The following is a 15,541-nucleotide window of genomic DNA, read 5'->3' as shown; positions in this document are numbered from 1 at the left end:
TCGAGAGCCCGGCGCCGGCGAGCAGGCCGCGCGCGCGCTGGTCGCCGACCTCGAAGCGCCGCGTCAACATGCGCAGCGGCGTATCGCTATCCGCGAGATCGGCCAGCGCCTGGTCGCAATAGCCTGTAACCAGCGACTCGGTGGCCCTGATCTCGGCGGGTGCCGCCTGCGCGTCCTCGATCGCCAGCCGCAGCGCCGCGACGAACCGGGTCTTGCCGGCGCCGTTCGGCCCGAGCAGTGCAATCCGGTCGCCCTTGCAGATGAACTGCTGGCCGGTCCGGAATAACGGCCTGCCGTCGGGGGTGCCGATCGCGGCATTGTTCAGCCTGATCAGGACCTTGGCATGGGTGTCGCGGTTGACGAGCCGGATCGTGCCGGCCGAGCGTTCGACATGCGCCGGTTTCGCCGTCTCCTCCAGTCTCTCGGCGCGCTGCTTCAACTGCTTGGTCTTCGACAGCAGAAGATCGCTGCCGGAATTGATGCCGAGGTTGTTGAGCTTCGCGGCCTGCTGCCGCAGCTGCCGGACGGCCTTCATGTCGCGCTGAAAGCGCCGCTCGTCCGAGGCATCGAATTCGTCGAGCGCCGCGCGCGCCGCGGTGTAGGGCAACGCAAACAGCTGCGACCGTTCCGGGCGCAGGAACAGCGTCCGGTTGGTGGTCGCATCGAGGAAGGCGCGATCGTGGCTTGCGATCACCACCGGCATCTCACGCGGCAGCGCATTCAGCCAGACCTCGAGCCGGCCGATCTTGGCGAGGTCGAGATGGTTGGTCGGCTCGTCGAGCAGCAGCACGTCGGGCTCGGTCACGAGCACGCGGGCGAGCAGCGCAAGCCGCAGCCAGCCGCCGCTCAATTGCTTGAGCAGCCTCGCCCACAACTCCTCCGGCACCTCGAGCGATTGCAGCGCGACGTCGACCCGCCAGCTCTCGCTGACGCGTTGCTCGCCGGGAAGCGCCTCAAGCACGGCAGCATGGAACGGGGTATCCAGCAGGCTCAGTGGCGCATCCTGCTCGACATGGCCGACGGTCAGGCCGCGCGCGCGGGTGATGTCGCCTTCATTGGGCTCCATCGTATCGGCAATACAGCGCAACAGCGTGGATTTGCCGCGGCCGTTGGCGGCGACGAGGCCGATCCGGTCGCCGGCATTGACGACGAAATTCAGCTCGGAAAATAGCGGCGCGTTCAGCGTCACGCCGAGATTGCGTACATTGATGAGGGTCACGATGAGTTCTCTGGTCTTGCCGGCGATCACGACATCCCGCGGCGTCCAGCCAGCATCGGATGTGCATGTCGAAGCGCGGCGAGGGATTCAAATGCAGGCGCGAACGCTCAAACGTTCGACGCCGCACGGCCACGAAGGGCAGACCAGGAAGAGATTTTATCCGAGTTTCCGGTCAGCCCTGCAAACGCATTTGCAGGGCGTTGACGGGGCCACGCCTGAAGTGATGATCGATGAATGTCGCCACGACGCAGCCCTCCTTTCTCGGCAAGAATGTTGTGGTGGGCTGAGATTAAACCGGACGCGCCACGGATGGCAAGCGCAGCCGGCAGGGCCGGTCCGACGGTTCAGGCCGATTTACCCGGCTCTGCGCACGATTTCGGCAAGCCGGTCGCCGCCAACCAGCGCGGCAAATTGACCGATCGGGGCCGCCGGCCGATCAGATAGCCCTGCACCGCATCGCAACCCTCTTCCGCGAGGAAGCCGAGCTGCGCCTCGGTCTCGACGCCTTCGGCGACGATCGACATTTCGAGGCCGTGGCCGAGATCGATGACCGCGCGGACGATCGCAGCGGATTGCGGATTGCGGCCGAGATTGATGACGAAGGCGCGGTCGATCTTGATCTTGTCGAACGGAAACGCCTGCAGGTAGCTCAGCGAGGAATAGCCGCTGCCGAAATCATCCATCGAGATGCGGACCCCGAGCGCCTTCAGCCGCCGCAACAGCGACAGGCCGCGGTCGAAGTCCTCGATCAGCACGCCCTCGGTGATTTCGAGCTCGAGCCGATCGGGCGTCAGCCCGGTCTCGAGCAGGATCGAATGGACGAGGCCGACGAGGTCGCCATGGGTGAACTGCGCCGGCGACAGGTTCACGGCGACCTGCATCGGCATCGCCCAGGAGGCGGCTTCACGGCAGGCTTCGCGCAAAATCCATTCGCCCATCTCGACGATCATGCCGCTTTCTTCCGCGAGCGGAATGAAGTCACTGGGCGGCACGAAGCCGCGCAGCGGATGGTGCCAGCGCGCCAGCGCTTCGAAGCCGATGATCTGGCTGCCCGCGACGCTCGCGCCGGTGGCCGCCTGCGGCTGGTAGTAGAGCGACAATTCGCCGTTCTTGATCGCGACCGACAACTCCTGATGCAGCACGCGGCGATCGCGGATCTGCTGGTCCATGTCCGGCTCGAAGATCGAGATCGTGCCGCGCGACTTGGCCTTGGCGCGGAACAGCGCCGCGCCCGAATTGGCCAACAGCGAGGCGGCGTCGGATCCGTTGTGCGGGAACACCGCGATGCCGGTGGTGAGGCCGGTACGCACCGATTTGCCGTCGATCGCGAAATCCTCACCCAACGCCTCGGCGGCCTGCTCGGCCAGCGCAATGCCCGCGGCCGGCTGCTGGCCGTCGATGATCAGGCCGAATTCGTCGCCGGACAGCCGCGCGACCACGCCGCCGCGCGCCACGGTCTGCAAGCGCTGCGCGACTTCGATCAGCACCTTGTCGCCCATCGCATGGCCGTAGACGTCGTTGATCTCCTTCAGCCCGTCGAGGTCGACGCAGAGCACGGCGAACTCCTCGTCGGTGCCGTCGCAGGCCTCGATCATCTGGGTCAGCGCCTGCAGGAACGCGGCGCGGTTCGGCAGATCGGTCAGGCCGTCATGATAGGCCATGTGCGCCATGCGCGACTCGGTCTGGCGCCGGTCGGTGACGTCCTCATGGGTCTTGATCAGATATTGCGGCTCGCCATGGTCGTCGAGCACGGTCATGCGGCGGGTCAGGAACAGCCGCAGGCCGTCCTTGGTCGAGATCGGGTGCTCCTCGGCGATCATGCTGCGCTTCCGGATCGCAGCCTCGTCGCGGGCGACGATCAGCTTGGCTTCGCGCGCATTGAAGATGTCGGAAGCGGTGAGTCCGGCGGCGTCCTCGCGGCGGCGGTTGAGGATCGTCTCGGCGCTGCGGTTGGCCAACAGGTAGCGGCCGTCGCTGACGCGCTGCACGATCAGCGAGACCGGGATGTTGTCGACCACAAGCTCGAGGAATTTCTTGTTGTTCTCGAGCTCGCGCGACAGCGAACGGCGGTCGGTGACGTCCTCGAACAGCGCGATCAGGAATTCCGGATCGCCGGCCTCGTTGCGGGCGATCACGCGGTTCGACGCCAGGATGCGCTTCTCCGAGCCGCGTTCGACGAAGAATTCGCTGCGGTGATAGCCTTCCGGCGCGTCCAGCGCGGCGCGGTCGGCGGTGTCGATGCTGACGGCGGTCTCGGGACGGAAGATCTCGTCGGCGCGCTTGCCCACGATGTGATCGCGGGAGAAGCGCGAGAAGCGCTCGAACGCGCGATTGGCGAAGATGTAGCGGCCGTCCTCGATGTTCTTGGCCGCGACGCAGACCGGGACGTTGTCCAGCACGGATTCGAGGAATTGCGTGGTCGAGGCGAGCTTGCGCGACAGCTTGCGCTGGTCGGTGCAATCGAGATGGGTCGCGACCGAGCCACCGTTCGGCAGCGGAAAATATTTCACCAGCACCGACCGGCCGCCGGGCAGTTCGGTGACCAGCCCATCGGGCGCTGCGGCCCTGGCGAAGAAATCCTCAGCGCTGATGTCGAGCACGCCGCGGTCGCGGCGCAGTTCCAACAGTTCGGTGCCGGTCATGTTGCGCCTGATGTCGGCGCGCGACAGGCCGTAGATGTCGAGATAGCGGTCGTTGCAAAACACGATGCGCTCGCGCGCATCGGTCATCACCACGCCCTGGTTCAGATGATTGAGGGCGGACGACACGAAGGCGTTGCGCCGCAGTTGCGCGCGCTTGGCCTTGCGCAGGGCCGAAAGGATCCACAGCCCGACCGCGCCGAGGAAGGAGGCAACCACCACGCTGCCGATCAGGAGCTCCCAGACCACGCCGGGATCGAGGTCACCAAGGTAGGTCGACGGTGCGAAGGAAGCGGAGGCTGCTCGGGCTGCGCCGACCGGCACGACGGCGGCGATCAGGCAAAGGACGGCCCTTGCCGGAATCGAATTCTTCCCGCCCGCCTGCCACTTCCTGCCAGCCATCAATCACCCGCGGATTACCGGGGCGAGTGTCCGGCTCCGGCGGTTTGGATCGGGTAAACGCGTAGGGATGCAACCGGGAAATGCCACTTAATGTACGGCAATTGCCCTGACATGATTAATGCTGCCCTAACAGGGCATGGCTCCCCAACTATTTGAGATGGCCCAAGCACTTGCCTAATAAGCACTTGCCCAAAACGATGGGATCGGCTGAACGATGTTGGCGGCAACGGCGTGGCTGCGCGGAAATGTTCGGACCTGAAGGACGAGATGGACAGGGTTGATTGTGTGGTCGTCGGTGCGGGGGTGATCGGCCTCGCGGTGGCGCGCCGGCTGGCACAGGCCGGCCGCGAAGTGATTGTGATCGAGGAGGCCGAGGGGATCGGCACCGTCACCTCGTCGCGAAACAGCGAGGTGATCCACGCCGGCATCTACTATCGGGCCGGCAGCCTGATGGCGCGGACGTGCGTCAGCGGCAAGCGGGCACTTTATCGCTACTGCGCCGAGCACGGCATCCCGCACAGGAATTGCGGCAAGCTGATCGTCGCCACCACGGCCAAAGAGACCGAAAAACTGCAGTCGATCCGGGCCCATGCCGAGGCCAACGGCGTCGACGACATGCAGCTCTTGTCCGGCGAGGCGGCATGCGCGCTGGAGCCGGCGCTGAACTGCGACGCGGCGCTGCTGTCGCCCTCCACCGGGATCATCGACAGCCATGCCTATATGCTGGCGCTGCGCGGCGACGCCGAGGCGGCCGGAGCGGCATTCGCCTTCCATACGCCGCTGCTCCACGCCAGGGCCACGGCCAACGGGCTCGAGATCGAAGCCGGCGGCGCGGCGCCGATGACGCTCGCCTGCAATCTGCTGGTCAATGCCGCCGGCCTCGGCGCGACGGCGGTCGCGCGCAACGTCGAGGGCATGCCGATCGCGTTGATTCCAACGGCCTATTTGGCCAAGGGCAATTACTTCAGCTGCAGCGCCAGGGCGCCGTTCTCGCACCTGATCTATCCGGTGCCGGAGCCCGGCGGGCTCGGCGTGCACCTGACGCTCGACATGGCCGGACAGGCGAGGTTCGGCCCTGACGTCGAATGGATCGATCACATCGATTACGCCGTCGACCCTGATCGGGCCGAGCGGTTCTATCCGGCGATCCGCAAATACTGGCCGACCCTGCCGGACGGGGCGCTGATGCCGAGCTATTCCGGAATCCGGCCCAAGATCGTGCCGCCGGCGGTCGCGACCCAGGATTTCCTGATCCAGGGACCGGCCGATCACGGCGTCGCGGGCCTGATCAACCTGTTCGGGATCGAATCGCCCGGACTGACATCATCGCTCGCGGTCGCCGACCACGTCGGCGAGCTGGCAGAGCTCTGAGCAAATGCAGCATGACCTCCGGGGGATGCGCGCCGCGGCGTTCATCCCTCGGTAAAAGGCCAGACTATTTGCAAATTTGCGGAGGAACCGGCTTAGTGGACCGTGTCGTCGGCGGAAAGTCTCAACCGCTCGATTTGGTCCTTGACCATCAACTTGCGGCGCTTGAGCTCGCAAATGTGGAGATCGTCTACGGAGGGGTGAACGAGCGCTTCGTGCAGTTCGTTCTCGAGTATTTTGTGCTTACGCTCCAGCTCAACGAGATGGGCCTGTATTGCCATTGCGAACACTCCTCGGTGCGTTAAACCTCAGGTTCGATCCGGACCAATAAGTCTACACGAGTGGGCGGTACTGTCGATAGGGGACGCGAAATGCCGCACGCACTCATTTCGGTTTATCTGTAACTAATCGTGACTATGGAACCGGTTCGGCTTGCGCCGCGCGCGCTCAGGGAGGATATTCCGGCGAGCGGCTGCTTCGGTCGCAACAACCTCGTCGTGCTTACCAGTCAATACACAACCATGAACGATCAGGATGAGCGCGAACTCTTCGCCGAGCTTGCGCGTCTGCAACAAGAGCACCGCGACCTCGATGCCGCGATCGACGCGCTGCATCAATCGCCGGCGCCGGATCTCTTGATGCTGCAACGCTTGAAGAAGCGGAAGCTGCAATTGCGCGACCGCATCGCCTTCATCGAAGATCAGATCACGCCCGACATCATCGCCTGACGCCCGCCTCGGCGGTTCGGCGGCCCGCTGGTTCAGATCCGGCGCCGGTTTTCCCCGTCATCCACAGTGCCCGACCGGCTTCACGTTCGCGACAACGGACGCGGGTGTGCTTTTCGGCGCTTGACTCCAAAAGAACGAAATAAGAACATGCCGATCCAGCCGCCAGCCATCAGAGGGAGTTTCGCCATGTCCGTACCGCCTTCCCTGCCCGACAACAGCCGCTACGAGCAGGCCTGCGATCAGGCGATCGCGATGTGCGACGGCAACCTGCGCAGCACCATCAAGGCGCTGATCATGGCCAACGAATATCTGGAAGCCGAGCTCGAGGAATTGCAGGCCGCGATCGCGGCCGGCTGCGTGCCGGCGCGAACCCATGCGGCGAGCGACGCCGCCTGATCTTCAGAGAGCACAGCAATGGCGGACGTGACCTACTACGTGGCGCTGCCCTTCATGCAGGACGACGACGGCACGCCGGTTGCCGGCAGTGCCGAGGAATGCCAGAGCTCCGCGATCGCGCTGCGGCGGGCGGAGACGATGTCGCGGATGCCCGGCAGCATCGGCGCCGTCGCGTTCAGCCGCACCGGCGATCCCGCGATCGGCGAATTCGGCGATGCCAAGCTGCTGCGGGCCTACGGCAATGTGCCGGAGGATCTGAGCGCGCTTTAACCCTTGCTAGCCGCTGGATTCGTGGCGCCGCTGCGCCTTGCGCACATACATCGCACGATCAGCCTCATCGAGAACGCGATCGACATCCGAATGCGCGGTGAGGATCGCAACACCAGCGGACGCGCCCGCGGAGATCTGGCGGCCACGGAACACGAAGGTCAGGCGGTCGATCGCCTCCTCCAGCGCAACCGCCTTGGCGCGGGCATCGGTCTCGCTGAGATTCCACAGCAGCACCGCGAACTCGTCGCCACCGAGACGGCCGATCACGTCGGAGGCGCGCACCTGGTCCGATATCGCGGCGACGATCGTCTTCAGCACCTCGTCGCCTGCCGCGTGCCCGAAGGCATCGTTGATCGGCTTGAGGCGATCGACGTCGAGCACGATCAGCGCGCCGGAGGCCTGATAGCGCTTGATGAAGGAGAGCGAACGGACGAGCTCGCGCTCGAAGCCGCGCCGGTTCAGGATGTCGAGCAGGAAGTCGGTCTCGGCGGAGGCCTGCAGCTCCTCGATCCGGGCCTGGGCCCGCGCCAGCTGGGCCCGCAACCTGCGGACCGTGGATTTATCGCCGGACGCGACCGCGCCTCGCGTGGAAGCTTCGGTTCCAGCCGCTTTGGTTCCAGTCCCCTTTGTTGCCGTCCTGCCGGGCACGGATTTGCGCGCGGCGGGCGCGCCTTTTCGTCGTTTTGCCGTCCCGGAGGCCGCCGCCGTCGTCTTCTTCTTCATGCGCATCCTTGTTGAGGCCTGCTTATGAAGGCTTGCCGGGATTCACCAAGACAGGATAGTCCATTCTAACTCCCTTGCCACGCCTTGGGTGACGCCCAGGCCGCCCCTATAATCCGGCCTATGCTTTTGGATTCCTGCACAGAATTGAAGAGATGACCGCTCCGATCGCCATCATCATGGGAAGCCAGTCCGACTGGGAGACCATGCGCCATGCCGCCGAGACCCTCGCCGCGCTGGGCGTTGCCTGCGAAACGCGCATCGTTTCGGCGCACCGCACCCCCGACCGGCTCTATGCCTTTGCCAAGGGCGCCAAGGCGGCCGGGCACAAGGTGATCATTGCCGGCGCTGGCGGTGCCGCCCATCTGCCGGGCATGACGGCCGCGCTGACCGCGCTCCCGGTATTCGGGGTTCCTGTCGAGTCGAAGGCGCTGTCCGGCGTCGATTCGCTTTACTCGATCGTGCAGATGCCGGCCGGCATCCCGGTCGGGACGCTGGCGATCGGCAAGGCCGGAGCAATCAATGCCGCGTTGCTCGCGGCAAGCGTGCTCGCGCTCAACGATCCTGCATTGTCGGTCCGTCTTGCGGCCTGGCGCACGCAGCAGACCGATGCGGTCAAGGAGCATCCGGAGGGCTCGGCGTGACGGCTTCGAACCTCGTGAAGCTGAAGCCGGGCGACACCATTGGAATCCTCGGCGGCGGACAATTGGGCCGGATGCTGGTGCTTGCCGCCGCGCGCCTCGGGCTCCGCTGCCAGGTGTTTTCGCCGGATCCGGACTCGCCGGCCTTCGACGTGGTGCAGAACGCGACCTGCGCGGAATATGCCGACGTCGAGGCGCTCGAACTGTTCGCCAACGACGTCGACGTCGTCACCTATGAGTTCGAGAATGTGCCGGCTGCGACCGCGATGGTGCTCGCCGCGCGCCGTCCGGTGCTGCCCGCACAGAAGATCCTCGAGACCACGCAGGACCGGCTGATCGAGAAGGATTTCGTCAGCAAGCTCGGGATCGGCACCGCCGATTATGCCGACGTCTCCTCGGTTGCCACGCTACACGCAGCGATCGAGCGGATCGGCCTGCCTGCCGTGATCAAGACCCGCCGCTTCGGCTATGACGGCAAGGGCCAGGCCATCATCCGCGCCGGCGACGACCTCGAGCAGGTCTGGCAGGACCTCGGCACCAAGTCGGCCATCCTCGAGGCCTTCGTGCCGTTCGAGCGCGAGATCTCGGTGATCGCGGCGCGCTCCGCTTCCGGCGAGGTCGAGTGTTTCGACGTCACCGAGAACGAGCACCGCGACCACATTCTGAAGATTTCCCGCGCGCCGGCCGCAATCCCCGACGAGCTTGCAACGCAGGCGCGGGCGATCGCCGAAAAGATCGCCGCAGCCCTCGACTATGTCGGCGTGCTCGCGGTGGAGATGTTCGTGGTAACAGGCACGGACACACCGACGGTGCTGGTCAACGAGATCGCGCCGCGCGTGCACAATTCCGGCCACTGGACGCTCGACGGCGCCTCGATCTCACAGTTCGAGCAGCACATCCGTGCGATCGCCGGCTGGCCGCTGGGCAAGCCGGTGCGCCACGGCGATGTCACCATGACCAACCTGATCGGCGACGACATCCTGAGCTACGAGCAGTGGCTCACCGTTCCCGGCGCCACCGTGCATCTGTACGGCAAGGGCACGCCGCGCCCTGGCCGCAAGATGGGGCACGTCACCGAAGTGACGCCGGCCCGCAAGTTGTAATTAATTCCACACCGGCAGCCGCCTTCGACTCATCAATGGAAATGGGATCGTGGCGGCCACGATCCCACTAGAGCAGCGGCTCTGATTGAATCAGAACCGATGCTCTAGCTTTGTGCTTTGACGCGTTTTCTTCACGCGAACCGGCGTACACTTCGCTCGAAAACGCTCCAGCGGATCACGCGGTCTTGACGCCGGCGACGATACCGGTCGGCTCGTCGCTGAGCCAGCGATAGATCACGCCGCCGAGCGCGCCGCCGATCAGGGGCGCGACCCAGAACATCCAGAGCTGCCCCAGCGCCCAGCCGCCGACGAACAGAGCCGGCCCGGTGCTGCGCGCCGGGTTCACCGAGGTGTTGGTGACGGGAATGCTGACCAGATGGATCATCACCAGCGCGAGGCCGATGGCGAGCGGCGCGAAGCCGGCGGGCGCCTTGCCGTGGGTCGATCCCATGATGATGAACAGGAACATCATGGTCATCACCACTTCGGTGATGAAGCACACCACCATGCTGTAGTGGCCTGGTGAGTGCGCGTCATAGCCGTTGGAGGCGAAGCCCTTGGTGACATCGAAGCCGGGCGCGCCGCTGGCGATCACATAGAGCAGCCAGGCCGCGATGATCGCGCCGGCGACCTGCGCGATGATGTAGGGCAGCACCTGGCCGCCGGGGAAACGCCCGCCCGCGGCGAGCCCGACCGTCACGGCCGGGTTGAGGTGGCAACCCGAGATATGGCCGATCGCATAGGCCATGGTCACCACACTCAGCCCGAAGGCCAATGACACGCCGACCAGACCGATCCCGACCTGCGGAAAGCCGGCCGCGATCACCGCGCTGCCGCAGCCAGCGAATGTGAGCCAGAACGTACCGATCAGCTCGGCCGCGTATTTCTTCATGTCCATGTGGCATCTCCCCTATTTCCAATGTCCGGGTTATCTGAAACTCCGGGAGCGGCCCCGATCCCGGCGCCAAACCACCCAAATCAGGGCCGCACGAAGGCATTTTCGCCCCATTTCGTGGCTTTACTAGGCCCTAAAGTCACTCCACCGGTGGACATCTGCGCGTTTGTCTGATACATGCGCGCGCCTAGGGTTAAGAGGCAGGCCTTTTGCCGCCCCTTTACCTCGCCAGAATTCCGAACCGATCAATTCAAAAGAGGATGCCGCGTGCAGGTTCTCGTCCGCGATAACAATGTCGACCAAGCCCTGAAGGCGCTGAAGAAGAAGATGCAGCGCGAGGGCATTTTCCGCGAGATGAAGCTCCGCGGTCACTACGAAAAGCCCTCTGAGAAGAAGGCTCGCGAAAAGGCTGAAGCCGTGCGCCGCGCACGCAAGCTGGCGCGCAAGAAGCTGCAGCGCGAAGGCCTGCTGCCGATGAAGCCGAAGCCGGTGTTCGGCGCTGGTCCCGGTGGCGACCGCGGCGGCCGTCCCGGTGGTGCAGGCGCCAGTCGCGGCCCCCGCTGAACCGTTTTGCCGATTTGGAAGTCTAACAGCGCGGGCCACGGGCCCGCGTTGTCGTTTTGAAGCAAGCCGCGTTCCGGGGACCCATGCAAAACGACCGGCAAGAGTACTTTGCATGATGGCCGTTCCGGCGCTCCGCTCCCCGCTCCCAGAAGCTGCGCACCGCCGTCGCGCGGCGCACCTCGTCATCATGGCCGTGGTTCTCGGCCTGCCGCTCGGGGGCTGTTCCTTCGACCTGGGATCATGGGGCTCGGACGACAAGCCGAAACAGGCTGCCGCTGCCGACAAGCCTGCTGCCGACACGATCACCCCACAGGACATCAACAGCGCCAAGGATCACGCCACGCGCGGCCAGGTGCTGGCGCATTCCGGCAAGGTCGATGAGGCGCAGGCGGAATTCGAGCAGGCGCTGACCGCCGACCCTTACAACATCCAGGCGCTGTACGGCCGTGGCCTGATCTATCAGGGCCGCGGACAACATCAGCAGGCGATCGACGATTTCACGGCGGCGAGCGGGCTGTCGCCGCAAAAGGCCGAGCCGCTGGTCGGCCGCGCCACCAGCTACCTCGCGCTCGACAAGGCCAAGCAGGCCGCCTCCGACCTCGACGAGGCCGTGCAGGCCGATCCCGGCAATGTTGCGGCATGGAGCGCGCGCGGCCAAGCCTATGAGCGGCTCGGCGATAGGGCCAAGGCAGCGGCGTCCTACAATCGCGCGCTCGCGCTGCGGCCAAATGACGGAAGCGCGCGCAGCGGGCTGGCGCGCACCGGCGGCTAGCGCGCTTTCGAGCGAAGCGGATACCGATTCGCTCGAAGAGGGTGCGTCGAGAACAATAGATCCGTGCTGCGCGTTACTTCGGCAGGACGGCGTGGAACATCGACTTCATGCCGGAGAACATGTCGTCGGTCACCGACGTGCGCTCGTTCTTCGGCGCCGGCATCGCAGCGTCGGCGCGCAGGTCGAGCGGGGCCTGCAACACCGGGACCGGAATGTCCGCCGGCGGCGTCAGCCGATTCGCATCCTGGGCATTGGCGGCGTAGGGCGGACGCGGCTGCGCGGCTTGATCGGCATTGTCGCTGGACGGGTTCGACACCATGATCGGCGGCGGCAACGGCCGGATCGCCGGGGCTGCCGCCGGACGCTGCTGGTCAGGCAGGCGGGCGAGATCGGTGCTGCGAGCGTCCTGGGTACGCACGGCGTCCTGGGACCGCGCAGCGTCCTGCGGACGCTCCTTGCGCAGCCGCTCGATGGCGGCACGCGCAAGATCGTTGGCATCGCGGGCTTCCTCCGGCGTGACGGCGGACTCGACCGGCGCCGCGGCGGGCGCAGCCTTCGCGACCGCCTTCGGCGCTGCCGGATGATGGCGCGCGTCGGCGGGGATGCTGGCCGTCTCGGCCGGCGCATCAGCTTTGGTGTCGACAGATTTGGTATCAGCCGATTTGGGATCGGCGGGCTTCTCGGTGACGGTGGCCTTCTCCGACGCCGACCGCTCGATCAGGGTGCGCTCGGACATGCCCTTGGCCTTCACGCCGGCTTCCGGGAGGCTGCTGACCACGGTGGACTTTTCGGCGGGCTTGGCGGCGGCTTTCGGATCCGCCTTGGGATCCACGGCGGCGGTCACGGCTGCGGCATCCGGCGCTTGCGGCTTGGCCACGATGTAATGATTGACGATGTACGCCCCGATGATGGTCGCTGCCACCGAGGGTAAGATGTCCATCACGAATTTCTTCAGGTAACTCAGCATGACCTGCCACTCCCCACCCCGTTATTTCATGCTGGAACTTTGAGGCACATTCAGGGATCAACTGCGACGGATCGGTGGCAAACCCCCGTTCCGACGTCACCTTTGGTGTCACTTTGGTTTCAGCGGAGGCGCCCCCTGCGCAGGTCGCATCCACCTTCTAGATCATCGTGCAGCCGTTAACGGGTTATGAATTTCCACAGCCGCGCGAACACGGACCTGCCATTCGGCGCGCGCAGGGTTCCTTGAGGGTCCTTGGCACCGCTTCAGGGCTTGAGCTCGACCTCGAGGAACACGATCTCGCTGGCCGTCTCGTTAAGCACGTCGTGCTGGACCCCGGCCTTGCGGAAATAGGATTTGCCGGCGCCGAGCTGGGCCTTCGAGCGCTCGCCGTTCGGCGCCACGATCGTCATCTCGCCCGTCGTGATCGGAACGATGACGTAGTCCATCTCGTGGGTGTGGTGGCCGGTGGCGCTGCCGGGCGCGAGCCGCCATTCGGTCACGCGAACCTCCGCCGTATCCACCTGCACATCCGACTTGGCGCTCAGCATCGTCACTTCTCCAGGTTTCTTGTTGAGCGGATCATGCTCTAACGCATGATCCGGAAAAGTGCGAAGCGGTTTTCCGAAAAGATCATGCGCAAACAAAAGGCTAAAGCGCGATGACGATTCAACCCAATCTCATCGCGCTTTAGGGCACGAACACCATGAACACGAACACCGCGAACACCACCATGTGAACAAGCCCGAACAGGATGTTGGTGCGGCCGGTTCCGAAGGTGAGCATGCTGACCATGAAGGTCAGCAGCAGGATCAGCATATGCTGGTTGCTGAGCCCGAGCACCAGCTCCTTGTCGAGCATCGAGGCGGCAACGGCCACCGCGGGAACCGTGAGCCCGATGGTGGCGATCGAGGAGCCGAGCGCGAGGTTGATGCTCTTCTGCAGGTCGTTCTTGCGCGCCGCCGACACCGCGGCAACGCTCTCCGGCAGCAGGATCAGGGCCGCCACCACCAGACCGGCAAAAGCCGGCGGTGCGCCGATCTTGACGGTGACGACATCCACCACCAGCGAGAATTTCTTGGCCAGCAGCACCACCGCCAGCAGCGAAACCAGCAACAGGGCGACGCTGATCGCCGTCATGCGGTCCGACATCACCTTGCCATGCGCCGCCGCCTCATTGGCGCCGCTGACGAAATAATCGCGGTGGCGGATGGTCTGGGTGTAGAGGAACACCGCATAAAGCAGCAGGGTCACGACGCTGATCACGGCGAGCTGGGCCGTGGAGTAGATCGGTCCCGGGGCGGTGAGCGTGAAATTAGGCATGTCCAGCGTGATGGTCGCGAGCACGAACAGCACGCTGAGGTAGAGGTTGGCGCCGGTGATCTGAAAATCCTGCTCGCGGTAGCGGATGCCGCCGATGAAGATGCACAGCCCGACCAGGCCGTTGCAGACGATCATCACCACCGCAAACACGGTATCGCGCGCCAGGGTCGGCGCCGGCGTGTCGCCCAGCATGATGGTTGAGATCAGCGCCACCTCGATGACCGTCACCGCCAGCGTCAGGAGCAGCGTGCCGAACGGCTCGCCGATCCGCTCGGCAATCATCTCGGCATGGTGGACAGCCGCGAACACAGTGCCGAACAGGATCACCAGCAGCACGGCCGCGAACACCCAGCCCCCGGGCGATGGCGCGAAGCTGTAGCCGGAGGCCGAGACCGCGGCAAACAACAGCACCGCGAGAACGGGATACAGCCAGGCCGACCGTGGCATCGGTCCGTGTGCGCTCATTGTCGGGTCCCCTCACTTCGGTGACCTCGATTATGCGACAGACAATCGCCGCCGTCAGCCTCTCGCGGCGTCGATAAACCGCCTCGCGGCATCCATCGCACCGAAATCGTCGAGATCGTCGTGCCCGCCACCGGGCAGCCGCACGAACTGCTTCGGCTCATGGGCGAGGCCGAACAGCCGCTCGCCCAAGCGGATCGGTATCATCGGATCGTTGGTGCCGTGCATGATCAGGAGCGGCGCTGTGACGCCGGCGATTCGCTGGTCGGAGTGGAATTGATCCCGCATCAGCAGGCTGACCGGCACAAACCAGAAGTGCTCACCGGCAACGTCAACCGTCGAGGTATACGGTGCCTCCAGGATCAGTCTACCGACCGGATGTTCGGCGGCGAGCGCGACCGCGACGCCGGTGCCGAGCGAGAATCCCCAGGCTACGATCTGCTCGGCGCGGTACCGCGCGGTGCTGAACGCGTAGGCGGCTGCAGCGTCCTGCAGCAGGCCCTGCTCGGTCGGAGATCCGCTCGAGCCGGCGTACCCCCGGTAGGACAACGCCACCAGCCCGGTGCCGTCGGCCGTGATGGCCTTGAAGCGTGCCACGCGGCCGGCAAGGAAATCGCCATTGCCCGGAAGGAACAGCACGACCGGCCGGCCCGGCTTCGCCGGCACGTGCCAGACGATGACCTTCTCGCCATCGGCCGTGGTCAGGACATGCTCCTCCGCTTCGGGAAGACCGGCGGCTGCGGGTGCCGTCCGCCCGACCGGCGGGATCGGAAACAGCAATTCGCGCTGCTTGACGTACAGCACCGCGAGTCCGCCGAGATAGACGACCGCCGCGGCGATCATGAGCCATTTCAGGATTGCGAGTGCCAGCGCCATCACAGGTAGCCGCAGCTATGTCTTGCTGCGAAGCTTGAGCAGCTTCTCGACGTCAGCCTTGATGCTGTCGGGGATCGGCCGGCACGCGCACGCCGCCGCATGCGCAACATGCCACTTGATGCGCTGCTCGCGGCTGGCCCGGGGCGGCATGCGATGGTCTCGATGCCACTCCCGGTTCAGCGCCATTCGCCGTCCGCCC

The 15,541-nt window shown here is 65.3% G+C and carries 17 protein-coding genes and 1 pseudogene; 8 read left to right on the top strand and 10 right to left on the bottom strand.

Translation table 11 applies throughout. The features are described 5' to 3' along the window. Both H8B02_RS34805 and H8B02_RS34800 read right to left on the bottom strand, forming a co-directional pair. Nucleotides 1-1,219: ATP-binding cassette domain-containing protein (locus H8B02_RS34805; protein ID WP_229170389.1), on the bottom strand; the 1,219-nt coding region annotated here is incomplete at its 3' end. 354 nt (nucleotides 1,220-1,573) lie between these two features. Beyond that, nucleotides 1,574-4,260 (bottom strand): annotated as a pseudogene (locus tag H8B02_RS34800) (sensor domain-containing protein). Nucleotides 4,261-4,491: 231 nt separating this feature from the next. Between H8B02_RS34800 and H8B02_RS34795 the strand changes: the two are divergent. Then, nucleotides 4,492-5,631, top strand: coding sequence for an NAD(P)/FAD-dependent oxidoreductase (locus H8B02_RS34795; protein WP_312001492.1), 1,140 nt, complete (start codon nucleotides 4,492-4,494; stop codon nucleotides 5,629-5,631). A 92-nt stretch (nucleotides 5,632-5,723) separates the two neighbouring features. On the opposite strand, the gene H8B02_RS34790 is transcribed toward H8B02_RS34795, so the two are convergent. Next, the gene (locus H8B02_RS34790; RefSeq protein ID WP_050422666.1) at nucleotides 5,724-5,909 is read right to left on the bottom strand and encodes a YdcH family protein; all 186 of its coding nucleotides are present in this window, start codon (nucleotides 5,907-5,909) and stop codon (nucleotides 5,724-5,726) included. A 240-nt stretch (nucleotides 5,910-6,149) separates the two neighbouring features. On the opposite strand from H8B02_RS34790, the gene H8B02_RS34785 reads away from it, so the two are divergent. The 3 genes from H8B02_RS34785 to H8B02_RS34775 all read left to right on the top strand — a co-directional run bounded on the left by H8B02_RS34785 (nucleotide 6,150) and on the right by H8B02_RS34775 (nucleotide 7,022). Then, nucleotides 6,150-6,356: a YdcH family protein gene (locus H8B02_RS34785; RefSeq protein ID WP_229170387.1), complete on the top strand. Its 207-nt coding sequence runs from the start codon at nucleotides 6,150-6,152 to the stop codon at nucleotides 6,354-6,356. A 186-nt stretch (nucleotides 6,357-6,542) separates the two neighbouring features. Next, the gene (locus H8B02_RS34780) at nucleotides 6,543-6,752 is read left to right on the top strand and encodes a hypothetical protein (protein WP_229170386.1); all 210 of its coding nucleotides are present in this window, start codon (nucleotides 6,543-6,545) and stop codon (nucleotides 6,750-6,752) included. An 18-nt stretch (nucleotides 6,753-6,770) separates the two neighbouring features. Then, nucleotides 6,771-7,022 (top strand): hypothetical protein, encoded by a 252-nt coding sequence (locus tag H8B02_RS34775; RefSeq protein ID WP_050422668.1) that lies wholly within the window; start codon nucleotides 6,771-6,773, stop codon nucleotides 7,020-7,022. A gap of 6 nt (nucleotides 7,023-7,028) precedes the next feature. Here H8B02_RS34775 and H8B02_RS34770 read toward each other — a convergent pair whose 3' ends face one another. After that, nucleotides 7,029-7,751, bottom strand: a complete 723-nt coding sequence (locus H8B02_RS34770; RefSeq protein ID WP_229170385.1) for a GGDEF domain-containing protein — start codon at nucleotides 7,749-7,751, stop codon at nucleotides 7,029-7,031. 146 nt (nucleotides 7,752-7,897) lie between these two features. On the opposite strand from H8B02_RS34770, the gene purE reads away from it, so the two are divergent. Then, nucleotides 7,898-8,386: a 5-(carboxyamino)imidazole ribonucleotide mutase gene (gene purE, locus H8B02_RS34765; protein WP_229170384.1), complete on the top strand. Its 489-nt coding sequence runs from the start codon at nucleotides 7,898-7,900 to the stop codon at nucleotides 8,384-8,386. Next, nucleotides 8,383-9,486: a 5-(carboxyamino)imidazole ribonucleotide synthase gene (locus H8B02_RS34760; protein ID WP_229170383.1), complete on the top strand. Its 1,104-nt coding sequence runs from the start codon at nucleotides 8,383-8,385 to the stop codon at nucleotides 9,484-9,486. Before purE ends, H8B02_RS34760 begins: the two co-directional genes overlap by 4 nt. 175 nt (nucleotides 9,487-9,661) lie before the next feature. Here the strand turns inward: H8B02_RS34760 and aqpZ are convergent, their stop codons facing one another. After that, the gene (gene aqpZ, locus H8B02_RS34755; RefSeq protein WP_092123506.1) at nucleotides 9,662-10,384 is read right to left on the bottom strand and encodes an aquaporin Z; all 723 of its coding nucleotides are present in this window, start codon (nucleotides 10,382-10,384) and stop codon (nucleotides 9,662-9,664) included. Between the two features lie 264 nt (nucleotides 10,385-10,648). Here aqpZ and rpsU point away from each other — a divergent pair, with 264 nt between their 5' ends. Then, nucleotides 10,649-10,945 (top strand): 30S ribosomal protein S21, encoded by a 297-nt coding sequence (gene rpsU, locus H8B02_RS34750; protein ID WP_163159653.1) that lies wholly within the window; start codon nucleotides 10,649-10,651, stop codon nucleotides 10,943-10,945. Nucleotides 10,946-11,057: 112 nt separating this feature from the next. Beyond that, on the top strand, nucleotides 11,058-11,717 hold the full coding sequence (locus H8B02_RS34745; RefSeq protein WP_229170382.1) for a tetratricopeptide repeat protein: 660 nt from the start codon (nucleotides 11,058-11,060) through the stop codon (nucleotides 11,715-11,717). A gap of 73 nt (nucleotides 11,718-11,790) precedes the next feature. On the opposite strand, the gene H8B02_RS34740 is transcribed toward H8B02_RS34745, so the two are convergent. The 5 genes from H8B02_RS34740 to H8B02_RS34720 all read right to left on the bottom strand — a co-directional run. Beyond that, nucleotides 11,791-12,684 (bottom strand): hypothetical protein, encoded by an 894-nt coding sequence (locus H8B02_RS34740; RefSeq protein ID WP_229170381.1) that lies wholly within the window; start codon nucleotides 12,682-12,684, stop codon nucleotides 11,791-11,793. Between the two features lie 263 nt (nucleotides 12,685-12,947). Then, the gene (locus H8B02_RS34735) at nucleotides 12,948-13,232 is read right to left on the bottom strand and encodes a cupin domain-containing protein (protein WP_095731174.1); all 285 of its coding nucleotides are present in this window, start codon (nucleotides 13,230-13,232) and stop codon (nucleotides 12,948-12,950) included. A 139-nt stretch (nucleotides 13,233-13,371) separates the two neighbouring features. Continuing rightward, on the bottom strand, nucleotides 13,372-14,469 hold the full coding sequence (locus H8B02_RS34730) for a calcium:cation antiporter (protein ID WP_229170380.1): 1,098 nt from the start codon (nucleotides 14,467-14,469) through the stop codon (nucleotides 13,372-13,374). A 54-nt stretch (nucleotides 14,470-14,523) separates the two neighbouring features. After that, a complete protein-coding gene (locus H8B02_RS34725) occupies nucleotides 14,524-15,342 on the bottom strand; it encodes an alpha/beta hydrolase (RefSeq protein WP_229170379.1) in 819 nt (272 codons plus the stop codon). A gap of 15 nt (nucleotides 15,343-15,357) precedes the next feature. Beyond that, nucleotides 15,358-15,541: hypothetical protein (locus H8B02_RS34720; RefSeq protein WP_229170378.1), on the bottom strand; the 184-nt coding region annotated here is incomplete at its 5' end.

The organism is Bradyrhizobium altum (assembly GCF_020889705.1).
In the GTDB taxonomy this organism is placed as follows: domain Bacteria; phylum Pseudomonadota; class Alphaproteobacteria; order Rhizobiales; family Xanthobacteraceae; genus Bradyrhizobium; species Bradyrhizobium altum.
The sequence above is the reverse complement of the archived record's forward strand: the minus strand, read 5'-3'. Positions and strand labels throughout refer to the sequence as shown.

Coding starts and splice junctions, on each gene's coding strand:
- H8B02_RS34775 (WP_050422668.1), top strand. CDS start 6,771: ATGGCGGACGTGACCTACTACGTGGCGCTGCCCTTCATGCAGGACGAC.
- H8B02_RS34735 (WP_095731174.1), bottom strand. CDS start 13,232: ATGCTGAGCGCCAAGTCGGATGTGCAGGTGGATACGGCGGAGGTTCGC.
- purE (WP_229170384.1), top strand. CDS start 7,898: ATGACCGCTCCGATCGCCATCATCATGGGAAGCCAGTCCGACTGGGAG.
- aqpZ (WP_092123506.1), bottom strand. CDS start 10,384: ATGGACATGAAGAAATACGCGGCCGAGCTGATCGGTACGTTCTGGCTC.
- H8B02_RS34730 (WP_229170380.1), bottom strand. CDS start 14,469: ATGAGCGCACACGGACCGATGCCACGGTCGGCCTGGCTGTATCCCGTT.
- H8B02_RS34745 (WP_229170382.1), top strand. CDS start 11,058: ATGATGGCCGTTCCGGCGCTCCGCTCCCCGCTCCCAGAAGCTGCGCAC.
- H8B02_RS34780 (WP_229170386.1), top strand. CDS start 6,543: ATGTCCGTACCGCCTTCCCTGCCCGACAACAGCCGCTACGAGCAGGCC.
- H8B02_RS34740 (WP_229170381.1), bottom strand. CDS start 12,684: ATGCTGAGTTACCTGAAGAAATTCGTGATGGACATCTTACCCTCGGTG.
- H8B02_RS34785 (WP_229170387.1), top strand. CDS start 6,150: ATGAACGATCAGGATGAGCGCGAACTCTTCGCCGAGCTTGCGCGTCTG.
- H8B02_RS34725 (WP_229170379.1), bottom strand. CDS start 15,342: ATGGCGCTGGCACTCGCAATCCTGAAATGGCTCATGATCGCCGCGGCG.
- H8B02_RS34770 (WP_229170385.1), bottom strand. CDS start 7,751: ATGCGCATGAAGAAGAAGACGACGGCGGCGGCCTCCGGGACGGCAAAA.
- H8B02_RS34790 (WP_050422666.1), bottom strand. CDS start 5,909: ATGGCAATACAGGCCCATCTCGTTGAGCTGGAGCGTAAGCACAAAATA.